This window comes from Neolewinella lacunae (genome assembly GCF_014349155.1).
GTDB lineage: Bacteria > Bacteroidota > Bacteroidia > Chitinophagales > Saprospiraceae > Neolewinella > Neolewinella lacunae.
Map to the genome: position 1 here is coordinate 96,799 of NZ_JACSIT010000115.1, position 20,615 is coordinate 117,413.

Annotated in this window: 13 protein-coding genes; 7 read left to right on the forward strand and 6 right to left on the reverse strand. The window is 58.9% G+C overall.

Annotation, left to right across the window (positions count from 1 at the left end; translation table 11 throughout):
• Nucleotides 1–26 precede the first annotated feature (26 nt).
• Entirely contained in the window at nt 27–464 is a 438-nt protein-coding gene (locus H9S92_RS12630) for an HYC_CC_PP family protein (protein ID WP_187467072.1), read from the reverse strand.
• Nucleotides 465–593: 129 nt separating this feature from the next.
• Nucleotides 594–1,064, reverse strand: coding sequence for a DUF305 domain-containing protein (locus tag H9S92_RS12635; protein ID WP_187467073.1), 471 nt, complete (start codon nt 1,062–1,064; stop codon nt 594–596).
• A 606-nt stretch (nt 1,065–1,670) separates the two neighbouring features.
• Between H9S92_RS12635 and H9S92_RS12640 the strand changes: the two genes are divergently transcribed.
• From H9S92_RS12640 to H9S92_RS12660, 5 genes are all read left to right on the forward strand, one after another.
• Nucleotides 1,671–3,533, forward strand: a complete 1,863-nt coding sequence (locus tag H9S92_RS12640; protein WP_187467074.1) for a glucoamylase family protein — start codon at nt 1,671–1,673, stop codon at nt 3,531–3,533.
• Between the two features lie 36 nt (nt 3,534–3,569).
• The gene (locus tag H9S92_RS12645) at nt 3,570–6,275 is read left to right on the forward strand and encodes a T9SS type A sorting domain-containing protein (protein WP_187467075.1); all 2,706 of its coding nucleotides are present in this window, start codon (nt 3,570–3,572) and stop codon (nt 6,273–6,275) included.
• A 7-nt stretch (nt 6,276–6,282) separates the two neighbouring features.
• Nucleotides 6,283–7,701 (forward strand): glucoamylase family protein, encoded by a 1,419-nt coding sequence (locus H9S92_RS12650; RefSeq protein ID WP_187467076.1) that lies wholly within the window; start codon nt 6,283–6,285, stop codon nt 7,699–7,701.
• Between the two features lie 83 nt (nt 7,702–7,784).
• Nucleotides 7,785–10,769: a SusC/RagA family TonB-linked outer membrane protein gene (locus H9S92_RS12655; RefSeq protein ID WP_187467077.1), complete on the forward strand. Its 2,985-nt coding sequence runs from the start codon at nt 7,785–7,787 to the stop codon at nt 10,767–10,769.
• A gap of 24 nt (nt 10,770–10,793) precedes the next feature.
• Nucleotides 10,794–12,257: a RagB/SusD family nutrient uptake outer membrane protein gene (locus tag H9S92_RS12660; RefSeq protein ID WP_187467078.1), complete on the forward strand. Its 1,464-nt coding sequence runs from the start codon at nt 10,794–10,796 to the stop codon at nt 12,255–12,257.
• A gap of 337 nt (nt 12,258–12,594) precedes the next feature.
• Here the strand turns inward: H9S92_RS12660 and H9S92_RS12665 are convergent, their stop codons facing one another.
• A complete protein-coding gene (locus H9S92_RS12665) occupies nt 12,595–14,844 on the reverse strand; it encodes a tail fiber domain-containing protein (RefSeq protein WP_187467079.1) in 2,250 nt (749 codons plus the stop codon).
• Nucleotides 14,845–14,878: 34 nt separating this feature from the next.
• The gene (locus H9S92_RS12670; RefSeq protein WP_187467080.1) at nt 14,879–15,358 is read right to left on the reverse strand and encodes a hypothetical protein; all 480 of its coding nucleotides are present in this window, start codon (nt 15,356–15,358) and stop codon (nt 14,879–14,881) included.
• A gap of 211 nt (nt 15,359–15,569) precedes the next feature.
• Here H9S92_RS12670 and H9S92_RS12675 point away from each other — a divergent pair, with 211 nt between their 5' ends.
• Nucleotides 15,570–16,181 carry an HAD family hydrolase gene (locus H9S92_RS12675; protein WP_246463839.1) on the forward strand — a complete coding sequence of 204 codons (612 nt, stop codon included), beginning with the start codon at nt 15,570–15,572 and terminating at the stop codon, nt 16,179–16,181.
• Nucleotides 16,182–16,286: 105 nt separating this feature from the next.
• Entirely contained in the window at nt 16,287–16,679 is a 393-nt protein-coding gene (locus tag H9S92_RS12680; protein ID WP_187467082.1) for a hypothetical protein, read from the forward strand.
• A 204-nt stretch (nt 16,680–16,883) separates the two neighbouring features.
• Here H9S92_RS12680 and nadA read toward each other — a convergent pair whose 3' ends face one another.
• Nucleotides 16,884–17,891 carry a quinolinate synthase NadA gene (gene nadA / locus H9S92_RS12685; RefSeq protein ID WP_187467083.1) on the reverse strand — a complete coding sequence of 336 codons (1,008 nt, stop codon included), beginning with the start codon at nt 17,889–17,891 and terminating at the stop codon, nt 16,884–16,886.
• Nucleotides 17,892–18,070: 179 nt separating this feature from the next.
• A complete protein-coding gene (locus tag H9S92_RS12690; RefSeq protein WP_290282262.1) occupies nt 18,071–20,296 on the reverse strand; it encodes a DUF5916 domain-containing protein in 2,226 nt (741 codons plus the stop codon).
• Nucleotides 20,297–20,615: the final 319 nt, after the last annotated feature.

Consider the following 20,615-nt stretch of genomic DNA (forward strand, 5'->3'; position numbering starts at 1 on the left):
GGAGTAAATGCAGTGACATCAAGCCGTTAAATCCGGAAAACCTGGTAGTCGCAAACTACGTCCTTCCAAAGTGGAGGCGGCCGGTAGTGAAGGTATAGAGCGAAGGTGCGCGCCCGCAGGTGCCAGGTCGGAGCCCTCAACAGCAGGGGAGGAAAGGCCGCCACCATCGTTGGTGAAGCAGGGAGCTCTACTTTGGCCGTAGGTTCCTGATCGTCCGTCTGGATCAGTTCATGGGTGTCTTGGCAGCAGTTGTTGGCCTTCGCTTCCTCCTCCTGACCTTCCACTGGCGTGGGGTGGAAAGGGCACACGGACCTCCGTTGCTGCTGCTGGTGACACGGCGTTGCTTTTCCGAATATCGCGACGGACTGCAACTCTCCCCTACAGAAGTGCCGGTTGACGGGCAGGCCAACCGAGCCAGCCAGAACGAGTAAGGCCAGCATGCTATGGGCAACGCGGAGCAGCATGTGCAGGATTTGTCCTTTTTCTTCTACGTATAAAGCGCAGGCTTTGTTTCAAACCCTGGCCCGTGCATAGGGCACTGGCCAGGTCCGAGCCCCCGGAGCCACGCCGAAAACACTACGGTCTTGTATCCATTATTGCCCTTCCAGGCGCGCAATCATCGCCTTCATCTGCGCAATTTCCCGCTCCTGGGCCACGATGATGTCTTCCGCCAATTTGATCACTTCGGGGTCGCGCAGATCGGCTTTTTGGCTTACCATGATGGCGGAACTGTGATGCGGAATCATGGCCTTCATCCACTGTACGTCACTGATAAATGTCTGCTGTCGGAGCCCCGCGTAGCACAAGCCGAAAACGAGCACCGCCGAGGCCAGGATCGCGTAATTCCAGGCCTTGTTTTTATACATTCCCCACATGAAGAGGAGCATCGTGAAGGCCATCGGGGCAATCATCAGGCAGGTCATGTAAGTTCGGGTAGGAGCCAGATAAACGTGTTCCAGGCGGTCTGCATTGAGATACATCACGGCGTACATGATGACGAAGGAGGTGGCCAACATCGTGGCGAATTTGGCGTAGGGGTTCATACCCTTGTGCTCGTGTTCCATGGTAGGTGGTTTTTAGTTTTTTTTGCTTCGCAGTATTTCATGCTGGGCGCGGCCGCAGGTGCTCCCCCCCCACCCCCCGAAAGGGGGAGTCAGGACAAGGAGCAGTGCAAGGAAACTGCCAGCACTGGCCATTCTCCCCGGTGTAAGACGCACATCGCCAACCATAGTCTGCCGAGCCAAAGCCCGGAAAGCGATCTTCGGAAGCACCGTTGTTACGTATCCCAACCCTCCTTTGTTCCTCCGGGGACGGAGCAGTAACACGCACGGGGCGTTCATTTCCCACTCAGCCCGTGGCTTCTGCCGGGGGGGTGACCCCGCAGACAACTACGTCTCTGGCTCAGGCGGGCAGCGCGGCATCTTCCAACCGTGGTGAGGTGCTGTTTTTGTGCTGTGTGGCGGAGAGTTGCGTTCAGAAATTTTATAAATAGTTGATTTTCAAAATATTAATGCTTGGGCAGGAAACGCTGTTTTGCCAAACGGCAGCGAAAAAAAATGGCTTTGGCGTAGTCGTGGTGAGGTAGATTTTTAGGAATGGGGAGAGAGAAGACCGAACTTTACGGGGCAAATATCACTTGCGAATAGTGGAATTGCTTACCGTCGATCTACATGCCAACACTTCTACGTAACTACCTCATTGGTCTTCTTGTGCTTCTGGCTTTCCCTTTGGCCGGACAGCCGGGTTCCGTCACTGGCCTGAGCATTCGCGCTTACGATCACCACGTAGAACTCAACTGGGACCGCCACCCCGATCCTTCCGTACAAGCCGTGCGCGTCTACCGGCAGATGGACGGCGGAGCCTTCGTCAACGTTGGCACGGAGAACAACGTCACCACCCGCCACATCAATTTTTTGGGTGACTGGGACGTCACCGCCAGCTACTACCTCCGCCCCGTCGGCAGCGGCGGCCAACTCGGCGCTCCCTCGGATACCGTTACTGCCACCACCTTTATGATGAGTGACTCGGCCTTGCTCGATATGGTGCAGGAGTATACCCTACGTTATTTCTACGAATTCGGCCACCCGGTCTCTGGCCTGGCCCGCGAACGCAATACGACTTCCACGGTCACCAGCGGGGGCAGCGGATTCGGCATCATGGCACTCATCGTGGGCGCTGAGCGAGGCTTTATCACCTACGAAGAAGCCCGGGAACGGACGACCAAGATCGTCGATTTCCTTCTGACCGTCCCCCGCTTCAACGGGGCCTTCTCCCACTGGATGAACGGTGCAACGGGTGCGGTCATCCCCTTTAGTCCCCGTGACGACGGTGGAGACCTGGTCGAAACCGCCTTCCTGATCCAGGGCCTGCTCACCGCCCGGCAGTACTACACGGGGGATAGCCCCGAGGAAATTGCCCTGCGCGACAACATTACCCAGATCTGGGAAGAAGTCAACTGGAACTGGTACCGTAAGCAAACGGGGAACGTCCTCTACTGGCACTGGTCGCCCAATAACGGCTTTGCCATCAACCTGCCGCTGCGGGGGTTCAATGAGGTGCACATTGCTTACCTGCTGGCCATTGCCGCGCCCCGGCCGGCCTTCGACGTGCCCGCCTCTCTCTATCACACCGGCTGGGCGGGTGGCAACTACACCACCAGCCTGAGCTACTACGGCATCCCGCTGCTGGTGGGCAACAACAAGGGCGGCCCCCTGTTTTTCAGCCACTACAGCTACTTGGGCTTCGACCCCCGCGGCATCAAAGACCGCTATGTCAACTACTTCGTCCGCAACACCAATCATTCGCTCATCAACTATGAGCACTGCGTAGACAACCCCTACAACCGCGTGGGCTACGGCCCCGAAGTGTGGGGCATCACGGCCAGCGACGACCCAGACGGCTACCTGGCGCACTCGCCCGAATCGCCCACCCTGGACAACGGCACCATCGCCCCCACCGCCGCCCTCAGCTCCATGCCCTACACCCCCGTGCAAAGCATGGCGGCACTCAAGCACTTCTACCGCGAGTTGGGTGACAAAACCTGGGGGCCCTACGGCTTCTACGACGCCTTCAACCAAGGGCGCAATTGGTACGCCACCAGCTACCTGGCCATCGACCAGGGGCCCATCATCTGCATGATTGAAAACCACCGCAGTGGCTTGTTGTGGGACTTGTTCATGCGCAACCCCGAAATTGCCCCCGCCCTCGAGGCCATCGGCTTTGAGCCCGACAGCTCGACGGTGGCGACGGCCGAACTGCCCAGCTTCCTCGGCGCGGCACCGCGGGTGTTCCCGAACCCCGCCCAGGAAAGCATCACGCTGGAACTGGCGCTGAAGCAGAGCACAAAAATCACCATTCGCCTGATTGACCTGCACGGCAGAGAAGTGGAACGGCTCCTGGCGCCAACGGCTTTTGCGGCTGGCTCCTTGTCCCTTCCCCTGCACCTGCGGCAGCGCCCGATTAGCGGCTATTATTTACTGAAGATTGAAAGTCCTGGCGGTACGGCGACGTTGCCCCTGCTGGTGACCGACTAGACGTTTTTTATTCGCTTAACCTAAATCGACATGATTATGCAAAGAGTTCTACTTACCCTACTCACCCTTTTCAGCTGCCTCGGTCTCAGTGCCCAGGTGGTGCTGGAAGACTTTGAAGGCGGCGTGGCTGACCTACCTTGGGAAGCCGCAGACGGCGTTTACGATGGCCCGGTGATGAACCCCGAAGACACGACGGGCATCAATCCCAGCGAATGGGCGGGCTCCTACACCAAGGCCGGAGACCGCGCTTACAGCTTGTTCGTGGCGCGGCTGGCTACTCCCCTGGACCTGAGCGTCAACAACCAGTTCTCCATCCAGATCTACGCCGGCGCAGCTACCCAGCTGTTGCTGAAGATAGAAGGTGGCGGACAGTTCATCGAAAAGACGGTCAACATCGCTACACCGAACGTTTGGCGGACCTACACCTTTGACTTCAGCGCCGCCGCTGGATTCACGGGCCTGACCGACATCATCCTCTTCTTCGACCCAGGGGTAGAGACCAGTGCCGATACCTACCTGTTCGATAACCTCATCGCTTCGCCCGCTGGTGCCTGCGCCGGAACGGTCGTTGACCCCACGATCCTGGACGACTTCGAGTGCCAGCGCAACATCACCTACGGCGTACCGGGTTTCGGTGACATTGAGGTCATTGCCAATCCCGACCCGAGTGGCATCAACACCAGCCCGGGCGTAGCGCGCTACACCGACCGCGCCGGTGGATTCCACGCCTTGGTCATCCAGTTCAACTCGGCCATTGACCTGAGCGTCAATAACCAAATCTGCATCAAAGTGTGGGCACCCGTTACCGGCGACCTGCTCTTCAAGCTCGAGAATGGCCTTTCCCCCGCCTTCGAAACGCGGACGCCCGTTACGGAGACGGAAACCTGGGTTAACGTCTGTGCCGACTTCAGCTCCCAAGCCAACGCCAACCACCGCCGGATCGTCTTGTTCCTCAACGTTGAGCAGGATGGCGAGGGTGACATTTACTACCTCGACGACATCACCCTGACGCCCCTGCCCCCCGCCGAGGCCCTCGAAGACTTCGAAGACGGTGCCAACCTGGGCTGGGGCCCCCTCAACGGAGACGCCACCCTGCACGGCACCTTTAACGGCGACATTCCCAACCCCGATTCCACGGGCGAAAACGAAAGCGAGAACGTGGGCAGCTACACCCGGGGAACGTCCAGCTTCTCTACCCTGACGGCCGTATTGCCCGATGGTATCGACCTGAGCGCCGACCCACAGCTTAACCTCGACGTTTGGGCACCCGCCGGCGCTACCCGCGTTACGCTTCAGCTCCAGAGCGCTACCGAAGGGGTCAAATCGGCTACGGCCGATCTGGGGGCCACCGAAACCTGGCAAACCCTCAGCTTCAACTTTGAAGACTTTGCCGACGTGACCGACTTCAGCGACGTCAACATCCTCTTCGACCCCGAAACGAACGGTACTGGCCTTTACTACTTCGATAACCTCGAGCAGGGCAAATCTACCGTCGACGCTTGCGCTGGCGTGGAACCCATCGTAGGCATTCTCGACGACTTCGAGTGCCAGCGCAATGCCAACTACACTTGCTGCGACGTTACCATCGTATCCGTCAATAACCCCGACATTACCCAGGTTAACCCTAGCGCAAAAGTGGGCGAGGTAACCGATCCTCCCGGCGCCTTTAATGCCCTGGTTCTCGACTTCGGCGCAGCCATCGACTTCAGCTTCCGCAACCAGTTTACCTTCAAACTCTGGGCCCCGATTGCTGGCGAGATCCTCGTCAAACTCGAAGGTGGACCGAATGCAGCAACGGAGGTGTACGTCCCCATCACGAGCACGATGCAGTGGGTGAATTACTCCGTCGACTTGAGCAGTGCCCAAGATAAGGGGTACACAAGGGTCGTACTCTTCTTCGGTGCCAGAGCAGACAATATGGCTCCTCAGACCTATTATATTGATGACATCGTGCTGCGCCCAGCGTCTTTCGTCAATGCCTGTGTCAGCACCTTTGACGATGCCGACCTGACGCTCGCCGACTGGCGCTACTTTGCCAACGGAGATTTCGAAGGCAACCCCTTCCTGATTTCCGATAACCCCGTCACCGACGGCATCAACCCCAGCGAGAAAGTAGGTACGTTTGAAGAAGCTGCTAACGGAGAGACCTTCGCCGGGATGTTTGCCGACTTGCCCGCGCCCATTGCCCTGCCCAACGACAACAAAACCATGCGCATGAAAGTGCTTATGGACGAAGCAGGCATCGTGGTAATGAAGCTCGAGAGCGGCCGCGATGATGCTCCAAGCACGGGAGACGTGATGGCGGAGTACACCACCCCCGGCGTGTGGCAGGAACTGACTTTTGACATGAGTGTCATTCCCGACAATGCCCTCTACGACCGCATCACGCTGATCCCCAACTTCGGAGTAACGCCTGCGGAGAACAAGACGCACTACTTTGATGACATCACTGCCGCCGGTGGGTCTTGCATCAGCACGGGCATTTTTACGCCCGTGGTCGTTGACCAGCTCCGCGCCTACCCCAACCCCGTAGGCCAAATGCTGACCATTGACAACCCCAGCCGCGCAACGACCTTCCGCCTGACGAACCTCCTCGGCCAGCAGGTAAAAGAGCTGCGCGTGGAAGGGGCGCTGACGCAGGTGCAGTGGGAGGTTGGAGACCTGCCCCGGGCTACCTACGTCCTGACGGCCCAAACGGCTACCGGTGCCCTCGTGGCCCGCTCTTTGATCGTCAAGGAATAAGCAAAGGATGCACTACCTGACTACCGGCCTGCTGCTGCTACTGGTCGTCTTGGCCTGCCAGCGACCGCCCTCCGACCCCGCGTCGGAGGGCGGCTCCGCCGGCAGGGTCGGGATGGACCGTGCCTTCAGCGTCGATGAATTGCAGCGCCGCACCTTCAACTACTTCTGGGAAACGGCCCTGCCGGGCAACTACCAGATCCCCGACCGCTGGCCCACCCGCCGCTTCAGCAGCATCGCCGCTACGGGCTTTGGCCTATCCGCCTATCTGGTGGGAAGTGAACGGGGCTACGTGAGCCGCGAAGCTGCCGCAGAAAGGACCCTGCTTACCCTGGAAAAACTCTGGAGCTTGCCCCAGGGCGATGCCCCCGGCGGCGTAGCGGGCTACAAAGGCCTCTTCTACCACTTCCTGACCAACGACGAAGCCCTGCGCTACAAAAACGTGGAGCTTTCTACCATCGATAGTGGCCTGCTGATGGCTGGGGTCCTTTCCGCCCAGTCTTACTTTGCGGACAATAACTCCACCGAAACGCGCATCCGTGCCCTGGCCGACTCGCTCTACCGCCGGGTGGAGTGGGACTGGGCCCTCAACGCCGCTGGCCGCCTCAGCATGGGCTGGCATCCGGAAAAAGGGTACATCCCCGCTGACTGGAACGGCTACAACGAAGCCATGATCCTCTTGGTCTTGGCCCTCGGTTCGCCTACCCATCCCGTGCCCGACAACGCCTGGGAGAAGTGGACAGAAGATTACGAGTGGGCCGAATTCCAGGGGCAGGAGCACCTGAACTTCAGCCCCCTCTTCGGGCACCAGTACAGCCATATGTACATCGACTTCCGGGGCATTCAGGACGCCTACATGCGCTCGCACGGTAGCGATTACTTCCAGAACAGCCGCAAAGCAACCCTGGCCAACCGGGCCTACTGTATGGAAAACCCCCGTGGCTTTGTAGGCTACGGACCACTGGAATGGGGGCTGACGGCTTGCGATGGACCGGCTTCCCTCGATACCCTTTACCGCGGGCAGCCCGTCCGGTTTTTTACTTACCGCGCCCGGGGAGCTTCGGCCCTCCACGTGGTAGACGATGGCACGATTGCCCCAACGGCAGCGGGTGGTTCGGTTCCCTTCGCCCCGGCGGAGACCCTCGCCGCCCTGGAGCATATGTGGACGACCCACTACGACAGCCTGGTGGGCCCATACGGATTCAAAGACGCTTACAACCTCTCTTATACCTACGACGCTACGCGCCCGGGAGGGTGGTTTGACGTCGATTACCTCGGCATAGACCAAGGCCCCATCCTTATCCAGATTGAAAACCACCGTTCCGAATTGCTCTGGAACCTGATGAAAAAGAACCCCTACATCCGCCGGGGCCTGGAGAGAGCCGGCTTCACCGGAGGCTGGCTGGCGGAGGGCAATACCGGGCGATAGGGACCAGCCCCCTGCGGCCTGTTTCGACGAATGATTTTAGCCACCATTTTCCTCAGCTTTATCCAAATTAAAATCCAATGACCATGCCCAAAAAATTACTCCTTCTGGCCACCAACCTGCTCCTTTCGGCCTGGGTGATGGCCCAGTTTTCCGTTTCCGGCACCGTTACCGGTTCAGGGGAACCCCTCATCGGGGTCAGCGTTCTGGTCGTCGGCACCGGCAGTGGTACGGTAACGGACATTGACGGCAAGTACCGCATCACCGTGGAGCCGGGGCAAGACAGCCTCGAATTCAGTTACCTCGGGTACCAGACCCAACGCATTGCCATTGGCAGCGCGCGGGAAATCGACGTGGTCATGACCGAGGCCTCGGCAGTGTTGCAGGAGGTTGTGGTGGTTGGCTACGGCATCCAGAAAAAGAGTGACCTGACCGGGGCGGTGTCTGTGGTCAGCACCGAAGAGTTGGTGGATATTCCCACGCAGTCCTTGGGCCAGGCCCTCCAGGGCAAAGTCTCTGGTTTGCAGATCATCCCCACCTCGGGAACGCCGGGGGCGGATGCCATCTTCCGGATTCGCGGGGTAGGTACGCTTAATAATGCCGACCCGCTTTTCGTCGTGGACGGTATGATCCTCAACGACATTTCCTTCCTCAACCCCCGCGATGTAGCCAGCGTATCGGTGCTCAAAGACGCTTCGGCGACCGCCATCTACGGTGCGCGGGGAGCCAACGGAGTCATCATCGTAACCACCAAGCAAGGTTCGGGCGCGGGGCAAATCACCGTGAGCGCCTACACCGGCTACCAGCAGGTGGTAAAAACCATTGACCTGCTCAACGCCACCCAGTACGCCACCCTGATCAACGAAGCCGACGTCAACGAAGGCCGTCAACCGCGCTACGCCAACCCCGAGCAGTTTGGCACCGGCACCAACTGGCAAGACGAAATATTCCGCACCGCGCCCATTCAGAACGTCCAGGTTGGTTTCTCCGGCGGCAACGAAAAGTCCAGTTTCAACCTCAGCGCCAACTACTTCCGCCAGGAAGGCATCATCGTAGGTTCTGAATTTGATCGCTTCACCACCCGGATCAACACCACCCGTGCGGTGAAAGACTGGCTCCAGATCGGCAGCAACCTGAGCCTGGTCTTGAGTACTTCCCAGAACGTCAATGCCGGGGGCATCCTGCTGGACGCCTACCGGGCCGACCCCATCACCGTCCCCCGGGATTCGTTGGGCAACTTCGGCAATACGGCCATCCGCGGCAACACGGGCAACCCGCTGGCCACGATCGAATTCAACGATAACAAGAGCCAGGATTACCGCGCGGTGGGCAACGTCTTTGCCCAGGCCCAGCTGTGGAAGGGCCTCTCCTTCCGCACCAGCTTTGGCCTTGATTTCGTTTACTTCCGCAGTCGCTCTTTCTCCCCGGTCTTTGAAGTTTCGGCCAACCAGCGTAACGAGGAAAGCGACCTCAACGTACTGAATACCTACCGCCGCAACTGGCTCTGGGAAAATACCCTGAACTACAACCAGGAATTTGGCCGCCACCGGGTAGACGGCGTGGTGGGCATCACTTCCCAGGATAATTTCGGGGAATTTCTCAGCGGCGGCCGTACCCGCCTCATTGGCGAAGACCCCTCGTTTTTCTACCTCAACTCCGGAGACCCCCTTACCAGCACCAACGGGAGTGGGCCCTCCGGCGGAGACTGGGGCCTGGTTTCCTACCTCGGCCGCGTCAACTACTCCTTCGATGAGCGCTATCTGCTGACGGTTTCGGGCCGGGTGGATGGCTCTTCTCGCTTCGGCGAAAATTTCCGCTACGGCTTCTTCCCCTCCGTCGGCCTGGGTTGGAACGTCAGCCAGGAAGACTTCTGGAACGACGGCGGCATCGTCAGCCGCCTCAAACTGCGGGCCAGCTGGGGACAAACCGGCAACGACCGCATCCCCGAATACGCCTACACGCCCAGCGTCACCAGCGGCGTCAACACCGTTTTTGGCCCCAACGAAATCCTCCTGCCCGGCGCGACGGTCACCTCCCTGGCCAATCCCGATCTGCGGTGGGAAGAGACCACCCAAACCGACCTTGGGGTGGAGCTGGGGCTCTTTGAAAACAAACTTTTGCTCGAAGCCGACGTCTACCGCAAAGTAACGGATGGCGTCTTATTCAACGCGCCCATCCCCGATTACATCGGTGCGGGGGCTTCCATCCGCAATATCGCTGCCGTGCTCAACCGCGGGCTCGATATGCAGCTCACCTGGCGGCAACGCGGACGGGCCTTCAGCTACTCCCTGGGCGGCAACCTGAGCCTGGTAAAGAACGAAGTCTTGCAGTTGGACGGCAGCATGGCTGATTTCTTCTCCGGCGGCCTGGGCATTGGCGGCCAGCTCGGAACCAACTCCCGGGCCGGCTTCACGGCGGGCTCCTTCTGGGGCTACGAGATTGACGGAGTTTTCCAGAATCAGGAAGAGCTCACCCAGTTCCCCACCCTCGGTACCCAGCGCCCGGGCGACCTGCGCTTCCGCGACCAGAACGGCGACGGCGTCATCACCGCTGCGGGCGACCGCGTAGTGCTGGGCTCGGCCATCCCCGACGCTATCCTCGGCCTCAACGGATCGCTGGAGGTGGCTGGCTTCGATCTTTCCTTCGACTTTACCGGGCAGTTCGGCAATGAAGTCATCAACGCCAAAAAGATGGCCCGTTTCGGGGCCTACAACTACGAAACGAGCTTCCTGGACCGTTGGACCGGCGAGGGCACCAGCAATACGGAACCCCGCATCACCCTGGCGGGCCAAAACATTGAGACCCTTTCCACGCGTTTCATTGAAGACGGTTCCTACATCCGCCTGCGCAACCTGAGCCTGGGCTACACCCTGCCGGAATCCATCGCCAGCCGCCTTCGCCTGCGCAGTTGCCGCCTTTACGTGAGTGGCACCAATCTCTGGACATCCCAGGAGTACAGCGGCTACAACCCGGAGATTTTCAACGGTTTGGTCTTCGACGCCGGCATCGACCGGGGAGGTATTTACCCCATCGCCAAGACCGTCAACTTTGGCCTCGATCTCCAGTTTTAACAACAAGTGCAAAAAAGCTACGCCATGAAAATTCGCATCCTTGCCGCCGCCGTGGCCATCTTACTCGCCACCTTTTCCTGTACCGAAGTGCTCGACCGGACGCCGCAGGGCGTTTACACCCTGGATAATTTTTTCCAGACTGAGGACCAGGCCGTACAGTCCGTCAACGCCATTTACAACCAGCTTCGCCGTTGGGAAACCCACGTGTTCAGCTACATTGGGATGACCGACATCGTCAGCGATGATTCCGAAAAAGGCAGTTTTCCGTCTGACGGTTTCTTCCTGCAGGAGGTGGAAGACTTCGAGCACACGGCAAGCAACGTTGCCCCCAGTACCGTGTGGGCGGGTTACTACGACGGCGTATTCCGCGCCAACCTGGCCATCGCCAACCTGCCCGAAGTGCCCGAGATGAACGAGAACCTGCGGGCGCGGCTGCTGGCCGAAGCGCGCTTCCTGCGGGCTTACTACTACTTCAGCCTGGTCCGGTGGTTTGGGGATATTCCCCTGATTTTGGAGCCCTTCCCCGCCAACTTCGAAATTCCCCGCACCGCAGCAGCAGAGGTATACGCACAAATTGAAGCAGACTTCCAGGCGGCCGCCGACGTCTTGCCGGAAAAATCCGCCTACCCGGCTGCCGACCTCGGCCGTGCTACCAAAGGTGCCGCCCTGGCCATGCTGGCCCGCGTTGCCCTCACGCGGCAGGAGTTTCAGGCGGCGGCCGACTACGCCACTGCGGTGATCGAAAGCGACGAGTATGGCCTGTTGACGAACTACAGCCAGAACTTCCGCCGGGCCGGGGAAAACGGCCGCGAATCCATCTTTGAGGTACAGGCCACCGCCCTGGAGATCGGCGGGGCAGGCTCCCAGTATAACGAGGTGCAGGGTGTGCGCGGCGAGCCAAACCTGGGCTGGGGCTTTAACCGGCCCAGCGATAACCTGATCCAGGCTTTTGAGCCAGGTGATCCTCGGCGTGAGGCCACCATTCTCTACGTCGGCGAGGTACTCCCCGACGGCTCCGCCATCGTCGAAGACAACCCCAACATCGTCGGCGAGCGCTACAACCAGAAAGCTTTCGTCGAAGAGCACCCGGGTGGCAATGGCAACGGACCAGGTAATATCCGCTTGTTTCGCTACGCCGATCTGCTCCTCATCGCCGCCGAGGCCCTTAATGAGATCGGGCAAAGCGCCCAGGCCCTGACCTACCTCAACCAGGTACGGGCCCGCGCCCGTGGCACCAACAACCGCATTCTGCCCGACGTGACCACAACCGATCGCGATCAACTGCGCAACGCCATCTGGCACGAGCGCCGCGTGGAGCTTGCGCTGGAGCAGCAGCGGTGGTTTGACCTGGTCCGCACCGGCCGGGCGGCCACGGTCATGCAGGCGCTGGGTAAAAATTTTGTTCCCGGTAAGCACGAGCTGTTCCCCATTCCCCAGGGCGAAATTGACCTGAGCCAGGGCGCACTGACCCAGAACCCGGGCTATTAGAGGGCCAAGATCCCAAGTCTATCTAGTGCGGCGCTGACGTCGACTTTAAGGAAAAACTGCTTACCCGTTAACTTGGGAAGCCCCCCTCCCGAAGACTCCCGGCTGAGGGTGTCCTCACCCGAAACCTGGACATTCGGGTGGGGACACCCTCAACCAGTCCTTACTGCGTACCGTGCACCCTTATAAACATTGAGGGAAAACCAAGAGAATGGAAGCCCCCCCGCCGTCCTGCCCCGACTCGTCCACCTACCCTTGCACCTGCGACCGCGCAAAAAAAAGTGCCCCCCGCTGAATTCGGAGGGCACTGCAAAGCTTCTTGGAATGAAAAGAAAAGGAACTATTCTTTAGCCAGCAAGAGCTGCTCGATGCGCTCCAGGCGGGCGGCGAGGGCGGCACTTTGGGCCTTAAGCTGGGCATTTTCTGCTTTGAGCTGATCAATTTCCGCTTGTTGTTCCTGTACCGCCCTGATGGCGACCATGCTGAAGCCCGCGTAGTTGACGCCGTATAATCCGTCGGCTTTAGAATAGGAGACCAGCTCGGGGAAGAGCGGTTGGGCGTCCTGCGCGAGCAAGCCAATGGTGGTTTCGTGCGTGCTGTCTGACTTGTAGGAGTAGTTTTTGATCTCCAGTTGCCGGACTTTTGCCAGCACGGAGCCTACGTTCTGGATGTTCTCTTTCAGGCTTTTGTCGGAAGACTGGGTGTAGGCCCCGGTCGTGGCGTTGATGAAGCCGCGCAGGTCATTTCCGTAGTGAAAGCGGAGGGAAAAGCCGTGGGTGATGTCCCAGGGAGAGTTGGCAGTACCGTCGGTAAAGCGCAGGCCGGTGCCCACGCTCTGGCCGCGCTGGAAGATGTGGAGGCGGGCGGCGGGGTCTCCGTTAACCCCCAGCTGGCCATCGCCGGTGAGGATCATGCGGTCGGCCGCGCCGGAACTGTTGCTGAAGTAGAAATTCAATTTTGCGGAAGAGGCGGTGGCGGAGGGCAGGCCAGCAAGGTGCCAGAATGAACCGCCGCTGGCGTTGTTGGTCAGTTCCAGGCGGGCGTAGTCGTTACCAACTTCTTCCAGCTTGAGGTGGGGCTTGCTGGTCGTGGAATTGTTCAAGACGTGGACCCAGGCATTGATGGCAGAGCTGTTGCCAAAGGTGGCTTCTCCGTCCTGTCTGATGCTGAAGCGGCCAATCTGGGTAGTTGCCCCGCTGGGCTTGTGGAAAAATTCGAGGGTGCTGCCAGATCCACTGGTCGTCATTTGCCACTGGTTGCCGTTGGAGGGGAAGCCCAGTTTGAGGCCGCCGAGGTTCGTTTGGACGAAGAGGTCGCCAGCCACGTGCATTTTCATTTCGGGGGTCTGGGTGCCGATGCCGACGTTGCCAACGCCGGTGGTCAGGGCGGCTACTCCGGAGTTGGTCGTATAAAAGTAGCCACCGATGCCGCCCCCGAAGCCGTAGCCGAGGACGCCGTAGCCAGTAGTTGATTCTGATACGCCCTGCACGCCGGCAAAGAAGCTGGTTTTGGAATTTCCAAAAACGCCATGTGCTCCTACGCCCTGGCCCAGCACGCCCGCATTATTGACAGGCAGGGTTTCGGCGTTTGCGCCGACGGATCCCGCCAGGCCAAAGCGGCTGCTGGGCGCATCGTTTTGCACGTGGAAGGCGGCACCATTTGCCGTAACGTCTTCGTAGTAGGGCAGGGTAAGTCCGCCGCCACCCAGGCCACTAAGGTTGACGGTGCCACCGCCATTGCTCAGGCTAAGGTTGGTGCCACTTAGGCTGAGGGATTGAATCTCGTTGGTCGCGCTATTGTCTGCCGCCGAAATCACGTTCCCGCCGCTGATGTTGATGCCCGAACCGGCGCTGTAGGTCGTTTGGGGCAGGGTAACGCTGCCGCCGCCCCGGCTGAGGGAGAGTTGGTTGCCGGCGATGGATAGGTTCTGGATTTCGTTGTTCGGGTCGGCATCGGCGTCGTTTACACCGTCGCGCAAGACGGAGAGATCGACGGAGTTGCCATTTTCGATGGACAGGACGGTGCCGGAGAGGCTGATTTGCTGGTCATCCGTCCCTCCGCTGCCGAGCTGGAGGGTGACGGAGTTGCCGTTGGTGATGCCCAAAGTCTGGGTGGTAGGGTTGTAGGTCAGGTTCTGGAGCTCGTCCGTAGGGTTTTCGCCGCCGCTGGCCTTGGCGTAGAGCGCGTAGGGGACGGAAAGCAGCTGGCTGGACCCGAGGTTGACGTAGTTGGTGCCGCCGGCGGGGTCGATGTCGATTTTGAGGAAGTAGTTGTCGCTACCCCAATCAATGGTATTGATGTTGCCCGAAAGCGCCACCCCGTTGCCAATGTGGAGGTCGAAGACGCCCAGGTCAGTGGTGGTCACTTCGTGGCGCTCGCTGTAGCTGGTGGTGCCGGCGGGGCCGCCCCGGAGGAGGCTGACGCGCACGGCGATGTTTTCGCTCGTCATGGCGTTGTTGCTGGCGTCGCGGGCGACGGCCTGGAAGCGGAAGCCACTCGGAGCCTGGGCGAAGAGGCCGGTGTGGAAAAGGCAGCACAGGAGGCTGAAGGCCAGGGCCCGCAGCAGTTTTTGGGTTGGGAAAGTGGTCATGGTACGTTGAAGCTTAGGAATGAATGGGATGGTTTTATTGCCGGACGACCCGCAGGTTTTTCAACGGCCGGCCAGCGCGCACGATGGTGAACAGGTAGCTGCCCGCCGGGTAGGCCTGCAGCGAAAGCTCCACGCGCGCGGGAGGAAGGAGCTGATCAAGCAGCGGGCGCCCGAGGAGATCACGGATTTGCAGGCGATCGGCCGCTTGCCAGTCGCCCGCCAAGGTCACGCGGTCGGCCGTAGGATTGGGAAAGAGCCGGACGTCGAGCTGCACCTCCGGAGCCGTCCAAACCGAGGTGGTGATCAGCGCGTAAAGCCCGTGGTGGAAGCCCCGCTCGAGGATGAGGCCGTTGGCCGTACGATCGACGGCAATTTCCCCAACGGTGAAGTGGATGTTTCCCACGTTGGTGGCCGAAAAGTAGCTGCCGGCGCTGCCGACCACCGTGCGGTCCAGCGTCTGGCCCGCGAGGCTGGCGGCCAGGCCGATAGGGAACAAGAGGAGTAGAAAGCGCATACGGTATCTGAGTTTAGGAAGGGGATGAACAAAGCAGTTGAGCAGGCCACGTTACCGGGTAAAACACCGTCCGGTAAAGCAGGCAATGGCTGGCGTGGAAATGCGGTTTGCTGCTTTATTACCGTACTGCCGGCGCGCGTTACCGTTTGCCGCTCCTTTTTTATTATCCCGCCCGGCCGCGTACTTTGGCCGCGCGTAAAACCCCATGGCTATGGTTCATACCGTCATTTTCGACATCGGCAACGTCCTCATCGGCTGGAATCCGCGCCTGTTGTACAACAAGGTCTTCGCCACGCCCGAAGAGGCTGATTGGTTCGTCTCCAACATTACCCACCTCGACTGGAACGAGGAGCAGGACCGCGGCCGGCCCATCGCCGAAGCCACCGAATTGCTCGTGGCCGAACACCCCGAGTGGGAGCGGGAAATCCGCATCTATTACGATCGCTGGACGGAGCATTTTAGTGGCGCGATCGCAGGTACAGTGGAAGTCCTGGAAGCAATGAAAGCCTCCGGATGCTACCGCCTGCTGGCCCTCACCAACTGGAGCGCCGAGCTTTTCCCCTGGGCCCGGGAGAACTTTCCTTTCCTATCTCACTTCGAAGACATCATGGTCTCCGGCGAAGTGAAAATGAAAAAACCCAATCCCGATATCTTCCTTCACCTGGCCAAGACCTATGAACTGGGGGATTTCTCCGGCTGCCTTTTCATTGACGACAGCCCCCGGAATTGCGCCACCGCCCGGTCTTTGGGCCTGGATGCCATCCAATTCGAATCTCCTGAACAACTGCGGGAGGCACTGGCGGAACGGGGGGTGAGGTGGTGAGGGTGGTTCAACTGTAGAACTGGGGTGGTACGGCTTTGGCCACCAACGCAGGGAAGGGCTGTTTACGTCTTAGTAGTAGTTTCCTTACCAATTATCCCCCTGAACATGAATAACTACATCGCTTTTTGCTTATTCTTTTCTTTACTGAGCCTGAGCACCTGCGAAAAAAACGATAGTGAGGTGGTTGGCAATTGGCTACTTACCGAAGTTTTAGCGGACCCAGGCGACGGCTCGGGCGTATTCACTCCCGTAGACAGCGACCGGGTCATTCAACTGAAAGACGACGGTACCTACTCCGCCAACGGAAACCTGTGTGACTTCCAAATCGTGGCCAATGCCTCCAGCAGCGGGATTTACAACCTGGAGGAGGGCACCATTTCTCCCGATAATTGTGCCACCATTGGCGGTACCCCCATTGGCCTTAGCGTAGACGGTTCAACGATGATCATCACTTACCTCTGCATCGAAGCCTGCCAGCACAAGTACGAGCGGCAGTAATGTCCCGGCCTTGGCGTTGAGGCGCAAGCACCTGCTTTCCCTTAATTTCGGGATCGTAATCCCCAAATTAAGGGAAATTTGGGGATTACGATCCCGAAATTAGCTCATCTTGCGGTGTGCGTGCATCAAATGGACGATAAAACGCCCTGGTTCACCAGCAGAATTTTATGCCTTTCGTTTTAGGGGAGCGCGGTTTTTGAGGGGCTACAAACCCGCCTTGCGGGAAATCTCCAGCATGCGGTCGATGCTGGCCACGCCTTGTTCGATGACCCAGTCGGGGAGGGTGATTTCGGGCATTTCGTGCTCCATGCAGAGGTAGAGTTTTTCCATCGTGTTGCGCTTCATGTGCGGGCACTCATTGCAGGCGCAGGCGTTGTTAGGCGGGGCGGGGATGAAGGTTTTGCCGGGGCTGGCCTTCTGCATCTGGTGGATGATGCCCGGTTCGGTGGCAACGATGAACTCCTGGTATTGGCTGTCGCGGGTGAAACGGAGGAGGCTGGAGGTGGAGCCTACGTGGTCGGCAATATCGAGGATGTGGCTTTCGCACTCGGGGTGGGCGATGAAGGCGGCGGCGGGATGCTTGACGCGGAGCTTGGCAATTTTCTCGTGGCTGAAGATTTCGTGGACCATACAGCTGCCGTTCCACAAGACCATATCGCGGCCCGTCTCTTTGACCAGCCAACGGCCCAGGTTGACGTCGGGGGCGAAGATGATGGGCTGATCGGGCGGAATGGAATCGATGATGTGGCGGGCGTTGGTGCTGGTGCAGCAAATGTCGGTCAGGGTCTTGAGCTCCGCCGTACAGTTGATGTAGGAAACAACAATGTGGCCGGGGTATTTTTCCTTGAACTTGCGGAAGACCGGTGCCGGGCAGCTATCGGCCAGGCTGCAACCTGCTTTCAGATCTGGCAGCAAGACTTTTTTCCGGGGGCTGAGCATTTTGGCGGTTTCGGCCATGAAGTGGACTCCCGCAAAAACGATGATGTCCGCATCCGTCTGCGCTGCCTGCTGGCTCAGGCCCAGGCTATCGCCGATGTAATCCGCCACGTCCTGGATTTCCGATTCCTGATAGTAGTGGGCCAGGATGACGGCGTTGCGCTCTTTTTTCAGGCGATTGATCTCAGCAACCAGATCGAGGGTAGGGTCCACCTCCAGATCGAGGTAGCCCATTTTGGGGAGGTTTTGGGTGGCAAGGCGGAGTTCGGCGGACATAGTTTTTGCTTTGGATGCTAAGATAACGAACGGGCGAGGAAATTAGTTTGCTTAGTTTTAAAGCAAACATACTTTAGGTAGAAGGTTTGGGCTTGGTTGCCCCTGCTCCTTGTCCTGACTCCCCCTTTCGGGGGGGCGGGGGGGAGCACCTGCGGCCGCGCCCCAAAAAGCTTGCTCCGTCAGATGTTGAGCCAGTAAGTGGCTTTGGCGACGACGGAGCGGTTGCGGACTTCCCAGCCGACGGTATTGTAATTATCGGTGTACACGAGGAAGAAATCGGAGACGGGGGCGAAGCGCCACTGGAGGCGGGCGTTGAGGTTGAAGTTATCGAACTGCTCGTTGTACTGGAGGAAAGTGGTGAGGAAGAGGGATTTGCTGAAGGTGAGATCGATGCGCGGCCCGATGAGGAAAAGTGCGGTGCTGGCGTAGGGGGCGGGGAGGTTGATGAATTGGTAATTGAAACGCAGATTGATGCTTCCTTTGGGTTGGTAGCGGTAGAGGAGTCCGCCGCCCAGGCTGTAGCTGGTGCCGTTGAAAAACTCTCCGGCCTGTAGCTCGTAGTTGACGGCTAATTTTTTGCGGGCATCGCTGAGATATTCCATGCCCACCCGCCAGTAGCCGTAGTTGCGGTTGCCGGGCAGGGGGGTGGCGTCGGTGCGGGTGGGGTCAAAATCTTCGAAGAGGAAGATGTTGGCGAAGCCGACGCCGGCGTTGAATTCTGAGGTATTTGTATAGCGCCACTCGTAGCCGAAGTCGAAGTTGTAGTCGGTGATTCCCGCGCCGGGTTGGGAGAAAAACTGCCCGGCGGTGAAGGGACCTTTTTGCACGACCCTGGGATTGTTGGGATAATCGATCCGTTGCCCTTCGAAGCCGCTGGTGAAAAAGCCTTTGCGGGGGACGAAGCCGACTTCCGCATTGTAATTTTCGCCTACGTAAGCGTGGTAGTACTGCAGGTTCCAGTGACGCTGCCGGTAGGCGATGGTGATGCCGTGGACGTAGTCATCTCCCCCGTCCTGATCAGAAAAACTGCGGTGCAGGAAGGTTTTGCCGTTCCACTTGTTGTCTTTGGTCGCCAGAATGTAGTCTGCCCCGACGACGCGGTTGAAATTCTGGTTGACCTCGGAGGAATCCGTGAAACTGCCCAGGTTTTGCTTGTTGACGAAGATGGCTCCGAGGCTGGAGCGGTCACCGATTTTTCTTTGGCCGGCGGCAACGGTGTAATTGTAGCTGGGCAGGCCCTGGTCGAAATTGGCGGCGGCCTGCATATTGAGTAAGCCGATGCGGTAATCGTCGTTGAGTTTGCCGCTCAGGCGGGCGCCGTAGTAAATGGGGTTTTGGAGGGCCACCCCCGTGGTGGTATCCCGGGCTACCCCGATGCGGCGGCTGAAGAAGGGGTTGCTTTCTTCGAATCCGAAGGAACTGAACAGGTCCGCATTTTCCAGGAAGAATTGGCGGCGCTCGGGGAAAAACAGTTCGAAGCGGGTGGTGTTGATGACTTGTTCATCCACTTCCACCTGGCTGAAGTCGGGGTTCACCGTCAGGTCCAGATTGAGGCCGGATCCGATGCCGACTTTGGCGTCTGCGCCGATGCCGCTGTTCCAGGCGGTGGCGGTGCTGGCTGCGTAGTCTTTGGCTACGCCGGCGCTGACGTAGGGAATCAGGGTGGTATTGCCGCCCTGGGCCTGGGGGGCACCCCCGAGGAAGTCGATGGTCCCCATGTACGCCAGGCTCATGATGATCTGGTTCTGGGGGATGCGGTTCCAGGTGGAGCGGGTGTTGGACTGGGTATCAAAGCGGTAAGAATTAAAATACCACTGGGGGTCGCCTTCGGGGAAGCGGAGGCTGATGAAGGGGATGATCATTTCTACCGACCAGTAATTCTCGCCGATGAAACTTTCGCCATACCATTTATTGTCCCATTCCTCGCGGAAGTCTGCATTGTTTTCCCCACCGTTGTAGATGAGGGCTTCGCGGGTGACGCCCAGTGGGTTCATGCCGAAGACGATGGCATTGGTTTTGTCTTTGAAGGGGTTGAAGACCAGGGTAAGGTTATCGTTGCCCCCGGCGCGGTAGTCGCGCCGCAAACTGGGGATGACGAAATTGAAACCTTGCACGTAGCATTTTGCGCCGACGTAGAGGTTCTTATCGTCGTAGCCAAAGTAGATTTCCGTCTGGTCTTTCACGCGGCTGGTATCTGCCGGGAAGGTTTCCCAGAAATCAGTGGCGGGGCTGCTGCGCAGCCAATCGGCCTCGTTCAGTTGCCCGTCCAGCGTAATGTTTTGCGTAAAACGAACGGCAGTAGCGGCCGGCGGTATTCCTGGGTCGCGGGGCTGAAACTGGCTGGCCACCGGGGCAAGGTGGAACAGGCAAGCCGCAAGCAGCAGCAAGGTAAGGGGTGTTTTCACGGGGAAAGTTCTCAAGATGGGCAAGAAATACGGCTCGGCGGGGGGGCAAAAGCAGCGAAAGGAGGCATCCACCGCCGGGAAGCCGTAAAGATAATGAGGTACAAGACTCCTGAAGTCCCCATTTTTCTGTGCCTCGGGCTAATCGCCCAGCGGCGGTTGCTAAAAAAAGCGCCGCTTTCCGGGGTGGAAAGCGGCGCGTAGTAACACACTCTGTAGGGAACTTTGTCTTGGGATTATTTTGTCTTCAAACTGGGGTTTTTGTTGTTCGTAGTGGCCGGGGGATGTCCGGAAAGTAAGTTAGTGTTGTTCGGTTTTTTGC